The 21,231-nt window shown below is 45.6% G+C and carries 12 protein-coding genes; 7 read left to right on the top strand and 5 right to left on the bottom strand.

What is annotated here, in order from left to right; translation table 11 throughout:
* Nucleotides 1-135 precede the first annotated feature (135 nt).
* Nucleotides 136-927, bottom strand: a complete 792-nt coding sequence (locus ACM0P2_RS06520; protein WP_159118072.1) for a cytochrome C assembly family protein — start codon at nt 925-927, stop codon at nt 136-138.
* A 234-nt stretch (nt 928-1,161) separates the two neighbouring features.
* On the opposite strand from ACM0P2_RS06520, the gene ffh reads away from it, so the two are divergent.
* The 7 genes from ffh to ACM0P2_RS06555 all read left to right on the top strand — a co-directional run bounded on the left by ffh (nt 1,162) and on the right by ACM0P2_RS06555 (nt 13,121).
* The gene (ffh, locus tag ACM0P2_RS06525; RefSeq protein ID WP_159118071.1) at nt 1,162-2,601 is read left to right on the top strand and encodes a signal recognition particle protein; all 1,440 of its coding nucleotides are present in this window, start codon (nt 1,162-1,164) and stop codon (nt 2,599-2,601) included.
* Nucleotides 2,602-2,790: 189 nt separating this feature from the next.
* On the top strand, nt 2,791-4,866 hold the full coding sequence (locus tag ACM0P2_RS06530; RefSeq protein ID WP_419227478.1) for a hypothetical protein: 2,076 nt from the start codon (nt 2,791-2,793) through the stop codon (nt 4,864-4,866).
* 592 nt (nt 4,867-5,458) lie between these two features.
* Nucleotides 5,459-9,181, top strand: coding sequence for an ATP-binding protein (locus ACM0P2_RS06535; RefSeq protein ID WP_173359500.1), 3,723 nt, complete (start codon nt 5,459-5,461; stop codon nt 9,179-9,181).
* The gene (locus ACM0P2_RS06540; protein ID WP_159118068.1) at nt 9,178-9,813 is read left to right on the top strand and encodes a condensin complex protein MksE; all 636 of its coding nucleotides are present in this window, start codon (nt 9,178-9,180) and stop codon (nt 9,811-9,813) included. Before ACM0P2_RS06535 ends, ACM0P2_RS06540 begins: the two co-directional genes overlap by 4 nt.
* Nucleotides 9,810-11,027, top strand: a complete 1,218-nt coding sequence (locus ACM0P2_RS06545; protein WP_159118067.1) for a phosphoenolpyruvate carboxylase — start codon at nt 9,810-9,812, stop codon at nt 11,025-11,027. The genes ACM0P2_RS06540 and ACM0P2_RS06545 overlap by 4 nt, the downstream gene beginning before the upstream one ends.
* 435 nt (nt 11,028-11,462) lie before the next feature.
* Nucleotides 11,463-11,855, top strand: coding sequence for a TerB family tellurite resistance protein (locus tag ACM0P2_RS06550; protein ID WP_159118066.1), 393 nt, complete (start codon nt 11,463-11,465; stop codon nt 11,853-11,855).
* 30 nt (nt 11,856-11,885) lie between these two features.
* Nucleotides 11,886-13,121, top strand: coding sequence for an alpha/beta hydrolase (locus ACM0P2_RS06555; RefSeq protein WP_419227479.1), 1,236 nt, complete (start codon nt 11,886-11,888; stop codon nt 13,119-13,121).
* 118 nt (nt 13,122-13,239) lie between these two features.
* Here the strand turns inward: ACM0P2_RS06555 and ACM0P2_RS06560 are convergent, their stop codons facing one another.
* The 4 genes from ACM0P2_RS06560 to ACM0P2_RS06575 form a co-directional block, all read right to left on the bottom strand.
* A complete protein-coding gene (locus ACM0P2_RS06560) occupies nt 13,240-16,356 on the bottom strand; it encodes an efflux RND transporter permease subunit (protein ID WP_419227480.1) in 3,117 nt (1,038 codons plus the stop codon).
* Nucleotides 16,349-17,407 carry an efflux RND transporter periplasmic adaptor subunit gene (locus ACM0P2_RS06565; RefSeq protein ID WP_419227481.1) on the bottom strand — a complete coding sequence of 353 codons (1,059 nt, stop codon included), beginning with the start codon at nt 17,405-17,407 and terminating at the stop codon, nt 16,349-16,351. The genes ACM0P2_RS06560 and ACM0P2_RS06565 overlap by 8 nt, the downstream gene beginning before the upstream one ends.
* 140 nt (nt 17,408-17,547) lie before the next feature.
* Nucleotides 17,548-19,362 (bottom strand): ABC transporter transmembrane domain-containing protein, encoded by a 1,815-nt coding sequence (locus ACM0P2_RS06570; protein ID WP_173359501.1) that lies wholly within the window; start codon nt 19,360-19,362, stop codon nt 17,548-17,550.
* Nucleotides 19,363-19,761: 399 nt separating this feature from the next.
* Complete coding sequence (locus tag ACM0P2_RS06575) at nt 19,762-21,039, bottom strand: O-acetylhomoserine aminocarboxypropyltransferase/cysteine synthase family protein (protein ID WP_159118061.1); 1,278 nt, start codon at nt 21,037-21,039, stop codon at nt 19,762-19,764.
* Nucleotides 21,040-21,231: the final 192 nt, after the last annotated feature.

Raw genomic sequence — 21,231 nt, forward strand, 5'->3', positions numbered from 1 at the left:
TGATTTGATGCCTTGGTTTCAAGGGGAAATTGTTGATATTTCCTTAAATGTGCAGAAAACAAAAGGCATCGGCGCTAGCAATTTACAAATTTAATTAGCGGTGGACTGGTTGAAATGCATATAAAGCGTATGTATTTACAGAAGAAACTCGCGGACCAGTTTACTGCCAAAGTAAGCGAGCGATAAAAGAGAAACCCCAACTACGGTCATAACGATAACCTGGCGTCCACGCCATCCCCGTACTTTCTGACCTATTAAGAGTATAAGAAAAACCACAAGTGCCGCTCCCGATAAAACGGTCTTGTGGGCGTAGGTTTTGTTAAACATGTCATCTAAAAAAACAAAACCACTAATAAGGGAAACCGTTAAAAGAGATGTGCCCGCTAATAAAAGCTTAAATAGAATGTTTTCCACTAGCATCAATGGAGGAAGCGAAGAATGAAGCAGTGCCGCGCCTTTTTGCTTTAACCGATAGGTTATGTAGGACATTTGTAGAGCATAAAGAAATGCGATAACCAAGGTGCAATAAGCGAACAGAGATAAGCTGATGTGGATGACCAGGCCTGGCTGTAGCTCTATATGCATAATGTAGGATACTGGAATAAACTTTGACGCTAATACAGTAAGGCTCGCAAAACCAAAAACAACGGGAAGCAAAATCAAATTAGGAATAGCTCGAGCAAAAAACAGCATAGATACAGTAATGATCCACGAAACCAACGACAGTACATTGGTAACACTCATGTCCTGTCCGGGAGCAACAATGATAACGTTAATCAGAAACGCAATATGTGCGATTGCGCCTACGCTCGCGAGTGACAATCCAAGTCGTTTGTTAGGGCCATCTTGATGGACAAACTTGCCAATAAGCACTGCAGCGGCGAGAGCATAAAGTAGAGCAGCGGATATGGCGAAAAGGGTGTTCATGGTGCTTCCTGTAATGCGTGGGTGACGAGTTCACCGACTGAGTCGGTATTGATACTGCAACTTGCAAGTAAATTCAACCATCTCCTTGATTTTGTTTATTTCACACCCACTTTGTCCGAGAGTATACAATCGATACAAATGTTTGAAAATTTAACCACAATTGTGGGTACGTTCATATTCCCTTTTACGATACAATGTGGGCATTACGTCTGAAATAAAAAGAAGTTTCATACTATGTTTGAGAATTTATCAGAACGCTTAGGCCAGACATTACGAAATGTCAGTGGTAAGGGGCGTCTAACAGAAGACAATATTAAAGAAACGCTGCGTGAAGTGCGTATGGCACTGCTTGAAGCCGACGTCGCGCTCCCCGTGGTGAAAGCGTTTGTTGCTCAAGTAAAAGAGCGTGCTGTTGGTACCGAAGTTACCAAAAGCTTAAAGCCCGGCCAGGTGTTTATCAAGATAGTTCAATCTGAACTAGAGTCAGTGATGGGGGAAGCTAACGAAAAGCTTAACCTTGCCACGCAACCTCCTGCCGTTGTGCTTATGGCCGGCTTGCAAGGGGCGGGTAAGACTACCTCTGTAGGTAAACTTGCCAAGTACTTGACTGAGCGCGAGAAAAAGAAAGTTATGGTGGTGAGCGCCGATATATATCGTCCGGCCGCTATCAAGCAGTTAGAAACGCTTGCAAGTGAAGTGAACGTAGCTTTTCACCCGTCAACCATTTTGCAAAAGCCCATTGATATTGTTAATGACGCGATAAGCGAAGCAAAGAAGAACTTCTTTGATGTATTGCTTGTAGATACCGCAGGTCGTCTGCATGTTGACAACGATATGATGGACGAGATTAAAGAGCTTCACGCTGCGGTTAAGCCAATTGAAACCTTGTTTGTGGTTGATGCCATGACAGGTCAAGATGCTGCAAATACGGCAAAAGCCTTTAATGATGCACTTCCGCTTACCGGTGTAATCCTTACTAAAGCAGATGGTGACGCACGAGGTGGTGCAGCATTATCAGTTCGTCATATTACGGGTAAACCCATCAAGTTTATCGGTATGGGTGAAAAGGTCGATGCGTTAGAGCCGTTCCACCCTGAGCGCATCGCATCTCGTATCTTGGGCATGGGTGATGTACTTAGCCTTATCGAAGAGGTTGAGCGTAAAGTCGATAAGTCTAAAGCCGAAAAGCTGGCCAAGAAGGTACAAAAAGGTAAAGGTTTTGACCTTCAAGACTTTAAAGATCAGCTTGAGCAAATGAAAAACATGGGCGGCATGATGGGGATGCTTGATAAGCTACCCGGCATGGGCGGTATGTCTGACAAGATAAAAGATCAGGCAAATGACAAGCAGTTCAATCAAATGGAAGCCATCATTAACTCAATGACACCTGCTGAGCGAGCACGTCCCGAAATTATCAAAGGTTCTCGCAAGCGTCGTATAGCCGCTGGCTCTGGCACCCAAATTCAAGATGTGAACCGCTTACTTAAGCAGTTTACTCAAATGCAAAAGATGATGAAAAAAATGTCTGGCGGCGGTATGAAGAAAATGATGCGCCAGATGAAAGGCATGATGCCCCCAGGCGGTGGCGGTTTTGGTGGTCCTGGCGGCCCTGGAGGACCAGGTGGATTCGGCGGTGGCGGCTTCGGCGGTGGCGGTGGCTTCCCGCCACGGTAAAGGGCTCCCTCGTCATTTTAAGATGTTTAAAAACCTCAACTGCAGCAATGCATTGAGGTTTTTTTATTTTTTTGCATCCAGTTTCTCTGTTGGCTCGTTTGGCTTACTGAACAGGACGTGAGCACTATCTATTGCACCCGCTGCCGATAAGCAACGTCTCTTCGCTAAACAACAAGTATGGAGATGATGATGGAACTTAATAAAACATCACAACAAAAATTAAAATTATCGCTATTAGCTACCGCTATGGTTTTTGCACTTAGTGCCTGTGATGGTGATGACGGCGCTGACGGTTTAAATGGCGCAGATGGTGTAGATGGCTCACCCGGTCAAGACGGCGTACCAGGTCAAGATGGCGCTCCGGGTTTCGCAGCTAGCACCTTTTTGGTTGCCAACAATGGCGATGCCAACCGCAACACGGTGTCAGTCGTCGATCAAAATGCCAATTCACTCAGTACCGTAATAACTGGTGCAAATGAAGGTATTGTGTTTACTGAAGGCGGCGCGTTGGTTCAAGCTGGTGACAGTGATTTACCTTTATTAAGAACGCTGTGTAATTTTGATACTCAGACGAATTATATGATGAGTACTGGTAAGGAAATAACCGGTACTTCAACAGGCTTAGTTAACCCCAAAGGTATCACTTTTGCTGAAGATGCTGGCTTAGTGATGGTTGCCGATTTCAACGGCCAAAAGGTCAGTGTTTTTGGTGGTCAGGCAGCGGGAGACGTAGCACCTGTTGCTGAGATAATGGTATCCGCAAAACCATGGGACCTGGCCTATGATGAGCAAAACGACAGATTATTTGTAGCACTGACTGATGGTACATTAGCAGTATATGACAATGTCGCTGGCTCGGGTTTTGCGCCTACGGTCATGCGCTCAGTGGTGCCTTCTGATGCAGACGGCAATCAAATATCTATAAATCTGCACGGTATTGCTTACGAGCCTATGTCTAATCGCATGGTGTTGTCTGATGTAGGTGATGCTGCAGTTGCAGATGATGGTCAAATTTTTGTGTTGGACAATGTTTCTTCTGCAGATGGGGCAGTGGTACCAACGAGAGTGATTGGCGGAGCGTCGACTCAGCTTGGTAACCCGGTAGATATTATTCTTACAGGATCTGATCTTCGTGTGGCGGAAAAATCAAATGATGCCATTTTGGTTTTCTCAAATATTTTCAATGGCGAGAGCGGCGACATTGAACCTACGTTATCTACGCCGTCTGTAAAACCAGAGTCGATAGCCGAATTTAAAGAACGAGAAGCGATGGAAGACGCGTCAGACGATGGCATAACTACCATGCCGATCATGGGACTGTCTGTATCTAGCAATCCGTCGAGTGAGAGCGCAACGACAGGACAGGTCGCACAATATAGCGCAGTGCTATCTAGTGAGTTAAGTACCTTTGATGCGGGTATGAGTATTGAAAGTGCTGCCTTTACGGCAAATGGCGATGGTGTTATTACCTATGATAACGTAGATACATTAACAGGTGGTCTGCTTATAGTTAACCGTCTTAAAACCATGCGAGACGGCATGGAGTATAGCGATAGTTTCGACCATATGATCGCAGGCAGTGAAACCGGTCTGATTGCACCTAAAGGGCTAGATATTGCCTCAGATGCAGGTGTGGTATTTGTCGCTGATGTTAATGAAACCACACCAGCTGTGCGCGTCTTTTCACCGTGTGCTTCTGGCAACGTGGCGCCGCTATTAACCCTTGAAGCCGCGAATGGGGCTCGTCCTTGGGATGTGGATTATGACCCGGTTACTGACAGCGCGTATCTCGCATTAACAAATGGTTCGGTTGCGGTATTTGAGGAAGTTGTTAGAAGAATGGAGAGTGGTGAAACCGTAATAACTGGCGAAGATAGACTCATTGTGCCTGCAAGTGGCGGTGCAGCTTTTGCTGCTCCAACTAACATTCACGGTATTGACTATGATAGTCAAAGCGACAGCCTTGTAATCTCTGATGTGGGTAGTGCTGCCGACGCCACTGACGGTAAGCTTTATGTTATATCTGGCGCAGGTCGTGCGGATGGCTTAACTGACGTATCGGTGAATATAGCTGGTCCGAATTCAATGTTGGGTAATCCAGTGGACTTAATGTTAAGCAACGGTCACGTCTATGTTGCTGAAAAATCAAACGGTATGATCCTTCGCTTTGATAACATTCTAAACTCAGCATCGGGTGATATTGCACCGACTTTTAGCATGATGTATCCAGCGCCCGAGTCGGTTAGCGTGCTTTCAGTGAAGTAAGATTGCCGGTGAAATAAAAAGTAAATCGTAAAGGGGCTGGTTTAATGGCTCTCTTACATTGGCAAGTTGACAGCAATTTGTCACATTAAGCATGGCGGTACGTACATTTAACATGGCGTACCGCCATTTTTATTTAGCTATGTAACTACTACATAACTATCACTCTTAGGTTGTATAGTAACCTTCTTAAAGCCAGTAAAGTCGGTTTTAGATCCCTCTTAGTGCAAAACTTAAGCGTACTGTTTCTCATAACAAAATCTGCAAACTTTACCCGCTTCTCTTGCTGGCGTAATTTATCTCTTTCCGCGGCATAGCGGTAAACGCCCCATAAGTTTGAAATGTAACGTTACTCAATTGAGAGCGTGCAAGTATCAACATGAAGAAAGAAGCAAAAATCAACCCTCAATAGCGCGCTTTATAACCAACAAATCAACCTGCGTCTGTGCAAGTTAGCTAATTCATAATACACTGACGGGCTACATCGTGCGCGCGTGCTTGGATGTGAAGGTAGGCAATTTTCTTAAACCTTTGTTAAGCACAGTTTTATGTTGTGTGAACAGTCACACGGCAGAGTTTTTGATACAGGAACACTATGGCAGGCTTAAAACGTATTATTCTAATCGACACGCATTTACCTGGCGTGGTCGAGCTAAAGCTTGATGGGCACACCAATATTTGTGGTACCAATGCGTCGGGTAAAACTACCCTTCAGCGACTTATTCCCGTGTTTTACGGTGAATACCCAAGTCGCGTGGTACCGGCAACGCGAGACAGTTTCGAGCGTTGGTATTTACCTCGTTTATCAAGCTTTATTATCTACGAATACACACGTGCTGAAGGTGACCTGTGCCAAGCAGTGTTAAGCTCAAACGGTACAGGCGTAAACTACCGTTTAATTGGTAAGCCATTTGAAATCAGCGACTATTTGATAGAGCAAAAGAATGGAAAACACGCCAGTGTAAGCAGTGCCGAGCTTGCCCGCGCCATGAAGCGTAACAACATTTTGGTCACCAGTTTGCTGAATACCAAAGACTTCCGCGCAATTATTCAAAACGATCACGGTGTGTTAAACCAAAGCAACAATGCCCGCGAACTACTAGGCTATGCGAAAATTTTTAGTCTGTGCGAACCTTCCAAGCATATGCGCCATATCGAGAAGCTGGCTAAAGCGGTTCACTCGAAAGAAGGCAAGATGGAAACCATCAAGGCAATGATCGCTGCTATCTTAGAAGAAGATGGCGTCACGCCACCTACTTCGGGCCTAAGTCGTCATCGCGTTGATGACTGGATTAAAGAATGTCACTTAATCAAACAATTCGACAAAATCCGCCCTGAGTTTTCCAAACTTGAACAAGCTGACATGGCTCTGACAAGCACAGAGCAAGTGCTTGCTAACCTGAAACATAGCTTTGAACTTGATAAAACTTACCTGGCTGCACGTGTTGAAACCACCAAAAACGAGCTTGATGAAAACAGTTTTCAGCGTAAACAAACGGACAGCGAGTGGGGCGATACTCGCGATCACTTGAATCAGGTTATTTCTTCTGCCCGCGCCGATGTTGAAAAGTTCACGAGTGAATTAGATACAGTAGAGCGTGAATTCGATAAGTGGCAAGACGAAAATATTGAGCAGCTTAAAGAAGACGTTGCAAATTTGTCGCAGTGGCAAAATGAAAAGGCCATGGCCGATAGTCGCTATGTTTTGCTTACAGAAAAGCACCAAGATATAGAGTCTGCGTACAACAAGCGCTTAGCAGAACTAGGCGAGAAGCTCTCAATCACGTTGGAAGAGATGTCAGCCGCACGCCAAGAGGCCGCTGAGAATAAAGCGCAGCAGCAGCAAAACGAGCGTGAAGCGTTGAGCCGTATTCAAGATGATTATAATGGTCAGCTCAGTGCACTACAGAATGATTACCAAACTAGTTTAAATGAGCTGAAAGTCGCAGAAGCTGAGCTTAAGGCTTCACTAAGCAACGCAGGCTACAACGAATTTGAGCAATCCCAGTTAGATATTCTTGATGCGTCCATAAAAGAAGCATCGATTAATGAAGATGCGGCCCGCGGTGAATTAAGACAAGCTCAGCAGGCCCATAGCAAGTCGGTAGAGTTTCGCAAAGAATGTTCAAACGCGTTGGATAAAGCGCGTAATGCCTTTCAGCAAGAAGAAAAAGCGGTTAGTAAAATTAATGCGCTTTTATACCCTGGCGAAGGGTCGCTACTTGAATTCCTGCGCGCTAATGTTGACGACTGGGAATTGTCGCTTGGAAAGATAATTCGACCAGAACTATTAGAACGTACCGATTTGGCGCCTTCGTTGGCGATAGATTCGGTGGGCGTTAGCGACACATTCAATGGTGTTAAACTAGCGCTTACTGAACTTGATACACCTGATTATGCCTTTACCGAGCAAGCGCTTAAACAGCAGCTACACGAAGCGGAAGTGCGACAAGCTGCGGCACATGCAGCACAAAACGAATGTGAGCAGCGCCTTGCAAAAGCAAACGAAGACGTGCGCAACGCGGAACTCGTGGTTACGCAAAAAGATAACACGGTAAAAAGCGCAGAGGCGACGCGCAAACGTGCACAGCAAGACCGAGATACAGTACTCAGTGAATATCAGCAGGCCTTATCTGTACGTAAGCAGAAAGCCAAAACTAAGCTGGAAGCCAATCAGCAAGCGCAAAAGCAGGCAAAGGCACAGTTCGAGCTGAGTCGAGATGAGATAAAAGATCAGCAGCGCGAAGCGGAAACCGAGCATAAGTTCCATTGGCAACAGCTTATCGCTGATAGCGAAGCGAGGATTTCCCAAGCCGATAGCGATATGCGCAAAGCGAAAGAGAGTGCGGCGCAAGACCGTAAGGGTATGCAAGACTGGCTGGAAAGTGAGTTAAGCAATCGCGGTGTCGACGTTGACGAAATAGGTCAGCTTAAAAAGCAAATCAATAAGCTAAAAGAAGATATAACGCGCACTGAAACCCATCGTCATAAAGTGGCCGACTATGAGCGCTGGTATTCCAATGTATTCACGAAACAAAAGGTTGTATGGCAGGAAGGCTTATCTAAAGCGCGCAAGTTACTCGGTGAATCTGAACGAAGCTTGGCGAGTAAGCAGGCAACCTACAAGACGGCAAGAGAGCAGCTTCAAGAACAGCATGCGCAACTAGAAGCAACGCTTAAAACCGCCAGCGACCATCTAGAGCAGGTTAAAAGTTTAAGCAAATCCCTAGCTAAACTTACGTTACACGCCGGTGACGAAACCGCAGAGATCAAGCATGATGATGTTAGCATCGGTCAGCGAATATCGGAAGTGCAAAGCCAGCTTCAAGAAAGAGAGAACTTGCTCAGCGATATTCGTGCTTACGTAGAAAGGTTTGATCAGCTGATTGCCGCGCAAGCCGGTACAGGTTTATCGGACACATGGGAGCGCGCTCGAGAGGAATGCGCCACAATTAACGCCCACGGCGTGAAGAGCTTTGATCACCGCCGTATGGTGTCGCACTTAGCCCAGCTTCTAAATGTTATTGTTCCTCAGAAACTACAGGGCTTGCGTGAGCAAGGCCGTATCTTTGGTGCCGATCTTTCGCAATACTACTTTGTACTTGCCGACATCGACAAACGCATTGTGTCGCAAAGCCGCCGTATTACCCAAGAGGTTGACGGCGATCTTTCTCTTGATGGTGTATCAGACTCGGCTGTTAAAATTCGCTCACGTATCAGTGAACTTGAATTCTGGCCTGAACTTGAGCAATTCAGAAAGCTCTATGAGCACTGGATGGAAGAGGGGGCTAACGAGTTACCAGAGGAAGAATACGGTCAAAGTATGCGCCGTGTTCTTGATATTCTTGGTCGTGCGGCGCTTACGGGCGGCATTAGCAAGCTACTTGATATTGAGTTACACCTACGCGAAGGTAAAAGTGACCTCGTCATTCGTACCGACCGTCAGCTTAATGAATCATCAAGCCACGGTATGGCATACCTTATCTTGTGTAAGTTTTTACTCGCTTTCACCCGTCTTCTGCGCGGTGATGCCGATGCCACAGTGCACTGGCCTATTGATGAATTAGGTACACTTCACCAAAACAACGTGAAGAAAATCTTTGAAGCATGTCAAAACAACAACATTAGTGTTGTCGGCGCATTCCCTAACCCGGAATCGGAAGTACTGACGCTGTTTGAAAACCGCTACTTGATAGATAAGGTGACCCGCCAACTGCAGGTGGTTCAGCCAAAAGCAAGCTCTATAGGGGCGCGCATAAAATTAAAAAAAGAAGCAGAAAAGAACGGTGAAGTAGCAGGTGAGGAGACATCAGCATGATGACAGAACAAGGCCGTGTACTAAGCGCACTTTTACAAGGCGCGTTTATTTGTCAGGTGACCGATGAAGAGGCGTGGCGTTTTCTTAAATCAAGAGACAATGCAGCACAGTTAGAACCTCATTTGGCGCTATTAAACCGTACACTATCGACCACCGCCGAAGGTGACGTTTTCTTCGCCAGTTTTCTCACCATTGGAGAGAACGAGCGTAAAGTGCTTACCCAGCAGTTTCAAGATACAGCGTCGAACTTAGTACCTTTGGTGGAATGGTTGCTGTTGGTTCAGCAAGCGAATGAATCTGATATGCCAATTACCATGGGCAGCGCCATTCGCTTGAACGAACTGCAAACCACTATCGAAGATACACCCGCCTACGCTGAACAGCTAGAGAAGATATCGCGTTACCGTATGTTCGGCTCTACCAGTGTGAATTTAGACGGCCAGCTCAAGCAGGTATTTAAGCGCTTAACCGAAATGGGCTATTTGATAAAGCCAAATCCGGACAAGCAGATTTATTTAGGCACGGGTAAAATTGAACACTTGTACGAGATACTTCGCTTTATTGATGAAACGGAAGCATTGAGTTTATCTGAGCAGGCGGAGGCCGCTATTTCGCAAGGTAGCTTGATATGACCCAGGTATTAATTCAGGCAGGCACTAAACTATTAAATGCACTGGGTCGTCACAGCGACCTTATTATGCAGGCGTATATTAATGGTTCGGTAAAGGAGCGAGATCACAGCCCTAAGATATTAGAACAGCTCGTTCAGTTAGGTGTGTTATGGCGCCCAGAGGCCCAGAGTGAACTGCGTTTAAAAAGTGCGGTAAGAACCCTTTTAGAAGGCAGTTTGCAAGACGAACGCAATCGTACTATTAACGCCAATATTGGTGCGTCGTTGGCAAGCCTTAAAACCTTAACCGAGCATTACAAAGAGGCGCTTCATTACGGTAAATATAACGAAGCCGCCGCCCATATGGGCGATTTGACCGAGCATGTTTATCAGCTTTCAGAATCATTGAGCAATAGTGTGCGTGTCATGTTTGGCCGCATTAACAATGAATTCGGCTATGTGTCTTCGGTTGAAGCAAAAATTCGTGAAAATGAACTGGCACAAGGGCAGGTCACAGACTTATTGGCACAACTTGAGTGTTTTCGTTTCGATGAATTAAGTGAATTGGCTGGCTCTAACCGAGAGCTCCGTCATCTGTTGGTGGTGTCGCTGCAGCAGCGTTTTGCCAAAGCTGCGCAGGAGTTATCGGTAGTACAAGCTCGCTTGCTTGATTTGCTAGGCAGATTCAGAGAGTTCCAAGGCCGTACACGCTTGCTAAAAGGCTTTTTGCTGCACATGGAGCAGCAGCCTGACTTCGCGCCGGGCAACTATGCTAATCTGACCAATGTCCCGGTGTTGTTTAATCATTCAGACTCTATCATTTCAAATGCTGCTCCTGACGTTAACAATGTAGAGCATGAAGCAGACTATCAGCATATAGTCGGTTCGTTGACTCACATTCACAAACGTCAGTCCAAGCACGAAGAAACTAAACCGGTCGATATTGATGTTACGGAACAATCGACATTGTCGTTAGAAAAAGATCCCCTACAACAAGCAGTGGAAGAATATTTCTGTGAGGTCATTGACTCAGGTCAGCCTAAGACAGCGCTAAATTACTATGAAGAGCATTCTTTAGACTTCGACCCTGAAGTGTGGATTTATCAGGTCATTGGTGGCTATCAATCACTAACCACTGAGGACAAGCAATTTTTCGCGTTAGAGCCTCATGGTCAAAATGATTCGATTTATACGGGAAACTTTTATATCAATGACATCACTCTAGGGCTAAGATAGCGCCAGCAAAACGTCAATATAAAAAGCGCCTAGCAATATATTTTAATGTCTGCTGGGCGACCATTTTTTCAATTGTTTCTACTATTAACAAGTCCTGGATGGACCTTCACTAATATTTTAAGCCCCAAGTTTCTATATTGCTATCATCGTCAAAAAATTCTTACTTTTTTGCCACGCACGATACTTGGAACCTGTTAAAAAGCACCTATAATACATTAAGCGTTTACACTTATTTAACATGATGAACTAAAAGCTTCATTGCAGCGTAACATTACCGTCAATTCATTGGTCTAGGTTATTTATGCAGTGATTCGTTACCGCGCCGTCCTTGTGCGGAATACAAAATGTCAGTGAAGTAAACGCAAAACTATCGCTACTGCAGGATGCAGTACATGTTGTGGTACTGCCGCGTACAGTACGAAGAGGAAGAGTGTTATGCAATTATCAGAACAACAAAGCTTTAATCAGGCCCTAATCAAATTATCAGTATTACTTTATCAAGTTGACGGTATGGTAACGCTGTCTGAACAGGATTATCTTAGCTCAATAATAGAATCGCTCGATTGGCAAAGCCCAATCTGCCGCGAAGCTTTCTTGAACGACACTATCTATCAAACTCGAAAGGCTATCGACACGGGCGATGCAATTACTTTTTTACGCAGTCTAAAGAATGACTTGTCATTTGATGCTGAAAAAACATTAGAAGTTGCGATGGCGATAACCGGTGTAGACGGGGAGCGTAGTGAAGAAGAAACGGAACTGCTCTCGCTTCTTACCCATAAGTTATTGGCTAAGGCACTAGTTTCAGGAAAAGATACCCTTCAATAATTCAGCGTATCGAAAATAGACCTATAAATAATGTCAAACCTTGTAATTAAAGCGGCATTTACATGTGCCGCTTCGCTGTCGCTTTTTATGTCAAGCGGCTGTCATTCGTCACACAGTTCTCAATTTAGTGCCAGCGAAAAACAGTTTCCTGTTGGAATTCAGCCTTTTAGCGCTTATTTAGAAGAAGTTGAAGCTTACCTTTACCAGCATAGAGCGTTCATTTCTGACGATAAAGCCAAAGAAGTCACCATGAATATGCCGTTTGAATGCGGCTCTCAGTACACCGAGAAAGGGCTACTACTTGTTCATGGATTAGGTGATTCTCCGTTTTTCTTTCGAGACATCGCCAGCGCTTTGTGTCGGGAGGGGGTTCATGTCAGAACTATCTTATTGCCGGGTCATGGCTCTAAACTTGGAGACATGCTAAATGTCAGCTATCAGCAATGGCAAAAGGAAACAAATCATCACATCAAGCTGTTTTCTAGCGAAGTCGATAACCTATACCTGGGTGGTTTTTCGACAGGAGCAAACTTAACCACTATTGCTAGTTTTACAATGGCCGACCAACTTGACATAAAAGGGCTCGTTCATTTCTCACCCGCGTACAAATCTCGCTTTTTCGTCTCTCGTTTAGCGCCTTACGTTGACTCACTGTTTCCGTGGCCTAATGTTGAAGAGGAAGACAATCCAAGTCGATATAATTCCACCGCTATGTCAGGCTTCGCAGCCTACCAAGAAAGTGTTAATGCGCTTCAAGATTTGTTTTCTGCATCAGCAAGCAAACAAAGTAAATTGAATTTGCCCGTTTTCATGGTCGTTGCAGAAAAAGACAGCGTTGTTGATACGCTAACCATTGCTCAGCAATTTAAGGACAATTTCATCCACCCGAAAAAGTGTTTAGTCTGGCAGGGGGAAAATGAGCCTGGCATATCTTCAAATTCGCTTATCGTTCAAACGATGAAATTACCAGAGCAGCGCATTAGCGCGGCATCTCACATGAGTACGCTGTTTTCTGCTAACAATTCACTATACGGCACGCAAAGTGATTTTCGAATTTGTGACAATGGTCAAAGCGACGAAAAAGAATCACGCTGTATCGCGGGAGAGGAGGTTTGGTTTGGGCCTTGGGGATATGAACCAACAGAAGAAGAAAAGCCTCACATTTACGCAAGGCTAACCTATAACCCTTATTTCGAAAAGGTAGTAGACCAGTTAACTGCATTTATCGGAAAAGAAGAGGCCGCAGCTTTCTGCAAAAGCGAGTGAGCAATTGCTTACATTGCGAACCTAAACTATTACCTGAATGCAAATTGGCGAACGCATCGTTTACATACAGGCTAACAGTTTAGGTTTACTTTCTATAAAACGCTCAATTACTCGCCAACTAGGCGCTATGTGCCTGAGCATCTTCCATTTCTTTCTCTAATTTTGCACTTTCATCTGCTCGAGGTTTGGTAAAGCGAGCTAAGGCTAAATAAAGTACAGGGGTTAGATACAGGGTAAATACTACGGCAATACCTAAACCACCAAATACCACCCATCCTATCGCGTTGCGGGCTTCTGCACCTGCACCAGTCGAGAGTATAAGCGGTAGACCACCGAGAATAGTCGACACCAGTGTCATCATAATGGGACGTAAACGCACTTTACCGGCCTCAACAATCGCATCGTAAACATCGTATCCTTTGTCACGAAGCTGGTCGGCAAACTCAATAAGAAGAATTGCGTTTTTGGCTAGCAGACCAATCAGCATCACTAGGCCTATCTGCGAATAAATATTAATGCTTGTGCCCGTTAAAAACAGGGCATACACAGCCGCTGCTATTCCAAAAGGAACGGTGAGCATTACCACAACCGCGCTATTTACGCTCTCAAACTGAGCGGCAAGTACCAACAGAACGATAACAAATGCCAATATATAGGTAAGCGCGACTTGTTTAGAGGTTTCTTCAAAAGTCTGCGCCTCGCCTAAAAATACTAGTCCTATACCATCTGGAAGAGTATCAAGACCAAGCGCTCGAATTTTTTCAACAACGTCGCTAAGCGCTACATCCTCAGGAAGTTCCATTTCAACCTTTATCGCACGTCTTTGCGCCTGTCGTTCTAACTCAGCAGCCACACCTTCTTCGCTTATAAATGCAACGCTGGAAAGAGGAACCAGATTACCGTCATTACTTTTTACGTACAGACTGGTAAGTTCGGAAGGGGCAAGCGTACTGCGGTTATTGGTTTGCAGCATAATTGGAATGGCTTGATCGCCCACGTTTAAATCAGCAATATCATCGCCATTAACCGCAGCGCGAAGGGTGCTTGCAATATCAGTAAGTGGCACACCTAGCTCTTCAGCGCGGCGTCTGTCGATATTTACACGCATCTGTGGCTGCGTAGGGTCGTAGCTTATACGAGGCCTGCCAAGCTCAGGTAACGTTTCTTCAAGCTGGCGGGAAAAGCGTTGTGCAGCACTGAAGATGTTTTCATAGGTATCACCGGTAAGCGCTATTTCAAGCCCGCCGCCTTGTCCTCGAAGGTTCAAGCTATTTCCGCCAAAGGCATTGCCCGGTGCTCCCGGGATTTGCTGAAGTTTTGGACGGATTTCATTCACCACATCTTGAAGGGATTTGTCTCGTTCATCCCAATGCTTAAGTGGCGCAGTGATGAAAACAATGTTTGGATCCCAAGAACCCACCACAGTGTAAATAGAGTCTATCGTGCCGTTTTCCACATAAGGCATGAGAAGTTCTTCCATTTTCTCTGCTTGCCTGTCCATGAAGTTTAGGCCAGCCCCGTCCGGACCCCGGGCAAAAATGCGAATAGTGCCCCTGTCTTCACTAGGCAGAAGCTCATTGTCGATATTTTGCGCTAAAATATATGCTCCACCGCCTGCTGCTAAACTCAAAATCCCCACAACCCAGCCGTACTTTAGCGCTTTGAGTAGCGAGGCTTGATAAAGACGTAAACAGGCATGACCAAATTTGCCAAAGGTTTTACTGAACAGACCATCTTTACTGGCTGGTTTTACTTTTAACCGAGCCGTTAATGCGGGGACTAGAGACAGTGCGACAAAAGATGAGATAACTACTGCGCCAGCGAGCACACCACCGAATTCCCTAAATAATCGCCCTGCGGTAGAGGGTAAAAATGCAATAGGAATAAATACGGAGGCCAGTACTGCGGTTGTGGCGACCACGGCAAAAAACACTTCTCTTGTGCCAACGACGGCAGCGGCACGAGCGCCAAGTCCCATGCTGCGGCGTCGCTGAATATTCTCTGAAACCACGATCGCATCATCAACTATCATTCCCGTTGCCAGTACAAGCGCAAGAAGGGTAAGGATATTAATGGAAAAGCCCATACCCCAGATAATAGCAAGGGCGCCTGCCAGCGACACAGGTATAGACAGCGCTGGTACTATGGTTGCGCGCCATGAGCCTATAAACACCAGTAGCGTAACTACCACAAGCGCCACAGTAAGGCTCAGTGATATCACTACCTCTTTAACAGAGTCTCGAATAAATTCTGCATCGTCAGCGGTGACTACAATATTCATATCAGTAAAGCGCTTGTCGAGGTCTTTTACCATCGCCAGCACTTCATCCGAAATTTCGATAGTATTTGAGCTAGCTTGACGGATAACGCCTACGCCAATAACAGGTGTGCCGTCTAGGCGGACCACGCTGGTGGTGTCAGCAGGACCGAAAAAGACACTGGCTACGTCGTTAATTCGTATATCACCGGTGACCACAATATTGCCCACGTCTTCAGCTGAGACAGATGTGGCGTCAGCGCGAACGATTAATGCCTGTTCAGCGGATTGTATGCTTCCTGCGGGCACATCAAAGGGTGCCAGTGACAATGCATCGGCAATGTCACTCATTGATAAACCAAAGCTAGTGAGACGCAGTGGGTCAACTGAAACACGCAGTACGCGCTCTCTATCGCCATTTAAGGTTACGTCGGCAACGCCGGGAATGCTTAAAAATAGTGGTGCAACATCGGTATCAACCCGTTCGGTAAGGGTTTCCATATCCAGCGTATCGCTTGATATAGCCAAGCTTACTACCGCTTGCGCGTCGCTGTCTGCGCGAATAATCGCCACTTGTTCAACGTCATCAGGAAGCTGTCTTTGTACGCGGCTTACCGATTCACGCACTTCGTTCGCGGCATCTTCCAAATTAACACCAGGACGAAACTCTACGCGAACCCGTGCTGAATTTTCTTCGCTTTGCGCATAAATATCTTTTACGCCACTTACCCGGGCAACCGCACCTTCCAGGCGACCTGTTACTTCGGCATCAACTGTTTCTGGTGACGCGCCAGGAAATTGGGCGGTTACAGTAACCCGGGGCGTGTCCACGTCAGGAAGTTCACGAACTTCAAGACCACTTAGTGCGGCAAGACCAGCAATAGCAATAAGTAAGTTCAATACAACAATAAGAACAGGACGTCGTATTGATAAAGAAGGTAAATCGTTAACAGAAGAAGCTAGATTAGGATCACTCACCTTGAGGCCCTCCGGCCAGTTCAGTTGTAATTTCCTGACCAGAACGCAAACGTTGTACACCTTCTGCAATCAGTTTGTCGCCTTCTTTGAGCTCGCCAGAAACTAGAATGGTGCCTCGTAGCCTTTGATGAACACTCACATCAACTCGCTTGGCTTTTCCGTCTTCAGCAAGCCATATGTAAGCGCCAGTAGCCCCCCAAAGCAGTGCAGCTTCTGGAATAGCGGCAAAACGGTCGCCTTCAATACTTAAGTTAACGCGAAAGCTCATACCTGGACGGAATTGATCTGATGAATTATCAAGCAGTGCTCGTGCTCGAAGGGTACGGTCTGCTTCGTTAATGCGCGAATCAACCTGCGCTATTTCAGCTCTTACTAGCGTTTCTTTATCGCTCCATGGCTCTAAGGTAACATTAGGGGCATTGAGCAGCACTCGCAATGCGGCTTCAGGGGCTTTGAAGTTAACGAAAAGTTTGCTTCGGTTATCTAGCGTAGTGATAACCGTTTGCTCGTTTATCCGATCGCCCACCTCAACATCAGTTATCCCCACAACACCGTCGAATGGGGCAATAATATGCCTGTCGTCCAAATCTGCTTGGGCTTCTTCTAATGCAACTTCGGCAAGGTCCCGCTGGGTGCGAGCCAAGTCTAATTCACTGATAGGTACTGCGCCTTGCTTGTAGCTAGACGCCAATCTTTCTACTGTGCGCTGTGCATCTTCTAGATTCAGCCTAGCGCGTTTGAGCGCAGTTTGTTGGCGTCTGTCATCAAGACGAACAAGCACCTTACCTTTCTCAACCGATTGGCCGGGGACAAAATTGATTTCTGTGACTTCGTCAGAAACGGCCGGGTACAGGATGATGGAGCGCACGGCTTCAGCGCTACCAACGGCCTCTACTTTTCGCGTCTCGTTCATAAATTCGATAGACTTGGTGACGACAAGTTTCGCTTGTCTGTCGCCCATGAATTGAGCGTTAGCAACCGGTATCGCAATAAGAAAAAGAGCACAAAGACCAGTCCATGTCTTTAGTGCACCATATACTGAATTTTTCATTTTAAACCCGTAGCGTTATCGAACTTGCGGTTCTTCGTTATCTTTTTTACTGCAAGTTCTTTGTTGTTGTCTTTTCAAATTGCCTAATTATTAGACTTTTGGTTAATCTCATATTTGTACCGTATAGCACCATAGGCGGTTCAGCTAAGCAATTGCAGTTCGGCGTATTCCCTATACAAGGTATCGCTTTTCATCAACGAAGCATGATCTCCACTTCCCACGACGTTTCCTTTGTCCATCACAATTATGCGGTCAGCATGCTGTACGGTAGCGAGTCTGTGCGCAATGACAATGCTAGTTTTGCCGACCATCAACCTGTCTATGGCTTGCTGAACCATACGTTCACTCATTGCATCAAGCGCACTTGTCGCTTCATCAAGAAGTAAGATAGGTCTGTCTGCTAAAATGGCGCGTGCAATGGCAATGCGTTGTTTTTGTCCGCCAGAAAGCTTTACACCACGTTCTCCTAGCTGAGTGTTGTAGCGTTCATCAAGGTTATCGATAAACTCGTGTGCAAAGGCTTGTTTTGCAGCATTCACAACGGCTTCGTCGGTTGCATCAGGACTGCCATAACGAATGTTTTCCAACACGGTATCTGCAAACACTACGGGCTCTTGGGTTACTATCGCAATATGACGCCTCAAGACATCAACGGGCATTTTATTAATAGGTATTCCGTTAAATAGGATCTGCCCAGCGCTAGGGTCGTAGAAGCGCATAAGAAGTTGAAACAGGGTTGTTTTACCTGCGCCACTAGCACCAACTAAAGCAAGGCGTTCACCGGCTTGTACATCAATGTTTAAGTTATTAAACAGAGGTTTACTATTAGGATATGCGAAGCTGACCTTATCCAACTGAATTCTTGGGGCAGCCTTGGAAATTGAAACTTTATTTTCAACCTCTCTGGGGTTAGATTCTTCTGCGCGCTCAGACTCGGTAATTTTCTTCACCTTATCTGATACGGGTTTGATAGCTGACTCAGTAGTAAATAGTTCGTATAAACGTTCGCTAGCCCCCACACCACGCTGTACTTCGCCTATGACTTCACTAATTGTGGCCACGCTGCCGCCAGCCATCACTGCATAGAAAAGAAACGCAGAGAGTTCGCCGACTGTCATGGTTCCGTCGAGCACCTGCATTGCGCCTACCCAAGCAATAAAGATAATTGCTGTCATGCTGATACACATAATGCAGCCAATCAGCAACGAACGGTAATGAATACGCTTTTTGGCTACGTCCATGGCAAGCTCTACTTTTTTAGAAAAATGCAGGCGCTCAGCATTTTCAGCGTTGTAAGCTTGTACGGTCATTATTTCATGTAAACTTTCATCAATACGCGCGCCTAGGTCTGCCACTTTATCTTGGCTTGCTTTTGCATAACGACGAACTTGGGGCGCGAGTACTTTAATTGGAACGAGTACTGCCGGCACGGCAACAATGACACAAAATGTTAGCAGTGGGCTGGAAAAGGTCATTAACGCCAATGCTCCTACGAAGGTAACAATAGAACGCAGCGTCATCGATAAACTCATCCCCACTACGGTTTGAATTACCGTAGTGTCGCTAGTGAAGCGTGAGATAACCTCACCGGTTCTAAGCTCTGCGAAAAATGAAGGGGGAAGTGAGAGCAAATGAGAGTAAACCTGATTTCTAATGTCGGCACTGACTCTCTCGCCTAACCATGTCATCAAGTAAAAGCGGGCATAGGTCGCAATGCAGGCAATCAGCGTTATTAGCAACACAATAAGCGTGGCCTGGTTTAAGGTTTCAGAAGCGCTTTCTACAAAGCCGCTATCGATAGCGTATTTAATGCCTTGTCCTAACATTAACCATGCTAAAGCGGCAGTAAACAAGGCGGTAATGGCCCCAGCGACACGTTTTTTGTAACGGCTTAGGTGTGAACCTATCCACTGCAGTACTTGTTTTGTTGACACTTCATTTAACGGTATTGCCAAAATAACCTCTTTTAAATTTTCAACAGATAAAGCGATGCTACGGAAAACCGTATCTGATTTGCGCTATCAATGCGTTCGAACAGAAGCTGAGAACGTTCAATGGTTAAGACTATACGCTGAACTGGGAAAAGTTGATTTATTCATGCGACTACAGTTGCAGTAAATCAGGTGGGTTGAACCTTATTCGTTGTGACTTGTCTTGACTAGCGCAGGTCGGATTAAAATTTTTTAGGGAATGGCGGAAGTCGCATAGTTAAAGCAAGAAAAGAAAAATCAAGAATAGAAAACGGCTGGGCTCAAAGTAAAAAAAGGCTTGGGGCTCCATTTATTATCTGGAACCCCTACGTACCTGATAGTAATTAAGCACTTTGAAGTGCAAAGTTTAGCAGCTTCAAGTGCTTAGCTTTGACTAGCAATAAGAGCTTGTTCAATGTCAGCTACAATATCGTCAATATGTTCAATACCTACCGAAATACGAACCATATCTTCACTAACACCAGCCGATGCAAGCTCATCAGCATTTAACTGACGGTGTGTGGTGCTAGCTGGGTGACAGGCTAGAGACTTTGCATCACCAATGTTAACCAAGCGTAGAATTAGCTGTAGGGCATCGATAAACTTAGCGCCTGCTGGCAATCCACCTTGAATACCAAAGCTGATAATACCGGCTGCTTTACCGCCACAAATGCGTTGGCAGGTGTCGAAGTGCTCACTATCAGGCAGGGCAGCATAGTTAACCCAATTCACTGAAGGGTGCTTTTCAAGAAACGCAGCCACTTTTTCTGCGTTTTCGCAGTGGCGCTCCATCCGTAACGATAAGGTTTCTAAACCTTGCATAATATTAAACGCACTTTGTGCAGAAAGTGCAGCCCCTGTGTTACGCAGAGGCACAACGCGGCAACGGCCAATATACGCGGCTGGGCCAAGTGCTTCTGTGTAAGTAACGCCATGGTAGCTAGGATCGGGTGTAGTCAGCATACTGAATCGTTCTGGCTGGGCAGCCCAATCAAAGTTACCTGAGTCAACAATAATGCCGCCCACTGTAGTACCGTGACCGCCAATATATTTGGTTAACGAGTGAATGGCGATGTCGGCACCATGATCGAACACTTTGCAAAGAATAGGAGTGGCTACGGTGTTATCAACAATTAGCGGCACGCCTGCGGCATGTGCAATATCGGCCCAACGTTTAATATCAACAACGTTTCCTGCAGGGTTGCCAATAGACTCGCAAAATACGGCTTTGGTATTTTCATCAATAGCGGCAGCAAGGCCATCGAAGTCATTAGCTTGTACGAAGGTAGTTTGAATACCTTGGCGAGGAAATGTATGCGCAAAAAGGTTGTAGGTGCCGCCGTATAACTGTCCAACACTTACAATATTGCTACCGACTTCTGCGATAGCTTCAATGGCGTAGCGAATAGCGGCCATACCAGAGGCTACCGCTAAAGCGCCCACACCACCCTCTAATTCAGTTAAACGCTGCTCTAACACTGCGTTGGTCGGATTCATTATGCGGCTGTAGATATAACCTGGCACTTTAAGGTCGAACAAATCAGCACCATGTTGCGTATTATCAAACGTAAATGATGTGGTTTGATAAATAGGAGTAGTTGCTGCTTTTGTGGTTTCTTCGCTAGTATAGCCTGCGTGTAATGCAATGGTTTCTGGTTTCATTGAACATACCTTAAAAGTTAATTTATATTTTGCGCGTTTAGGTGTTTAGGTGTTTAGATGTTTAGACGTCTATAGGTCTGTTGGTTAAGGTAATCCAAAAATCTTTACTTGTGAAGTATTAAAAAGTTATTTGTTAATTAAATGTAGGAGAGTGTTTTGGAAAAGCCAGTGCGACAGCTCGGTCAACAATTA

This window comes from Alteromonas sp. OM2203 (assembly GCF_048517045.1).
GTDB lineage: Bacteria > Pseudomonadota > Gammaproteobacteria > Enterobacterales > Alteromonadaceae > Alteromonas > Alteromonas gracilis.

Coding starts and splice junctions, on each gene's coding strand:
- ACM0P2_RS06520 (WP_159118072.1), bottom strand. CDS start 927: ATGAACACCCTTTTCGCCATATCCGCTGCTCTACTTTATGCTCTCGCC.
- ffh (WP_159118071.1), top strand. CDS start 1,162: ATGTTTGAGAATTTATCAGAACGCTTAGGCCAGACATTACGAAATGTC.
- ACM0P2_RS06530 (WP_419227478.1), top strand. CDS start 2,791: ATGGAACTTAATAAAACATCACAACAAAAATTAAAATTATCGCTATTA.
- ACM0P2_RS06535 (WP_173359500.1), top strand. CDS start 5,459: ATGGCAGGCTTAAAACGTATTATTCTAATCGACACGCATTTACCTGGC.
- ACM0P2_RS06540 (WP_159118068.1), top strand. CDS start 9,178: ATGATGACAGAACAAGGCCGTGTACTAAGCGCACTTTTACAAGGCGCG.
- ACM0P2_RS06545 (WP_159118067.1), top strand. CDS start 9,810: ATGACCCAGGTATTAATTCAGGCAGGCACTAAACTATTAAATGCACTG.
- ACM0P2_RS06550 (WP_159118066.1), top strand. CDS start 11,463: ATGCAATTATCAGAACAACAAAGCTTTAATCAGGCCCTAATCAAATTA.
- ACM0P2_RS06555 (WP_419227479.1), top strand. CDS start 11,886: ATGTCAAACCTTGTAATTAAAGCGGCATTTACATGTGCCGCTTCGCTG.
- ACM0P2_RS06565 (WP_419227481.1), bottom strand. CDS start 17,407: ATGAAAAATTCAGTATATGGTGCACTAAAGACATGGACTGGTCTTTGT.
- ACM0P2_RS06575 (WP_159118061.1), bottom strand. CDS start 21,039: ATGAAACCAGAAACCATTGCATTACACGCAGGCTATACTAGCGAAGAA.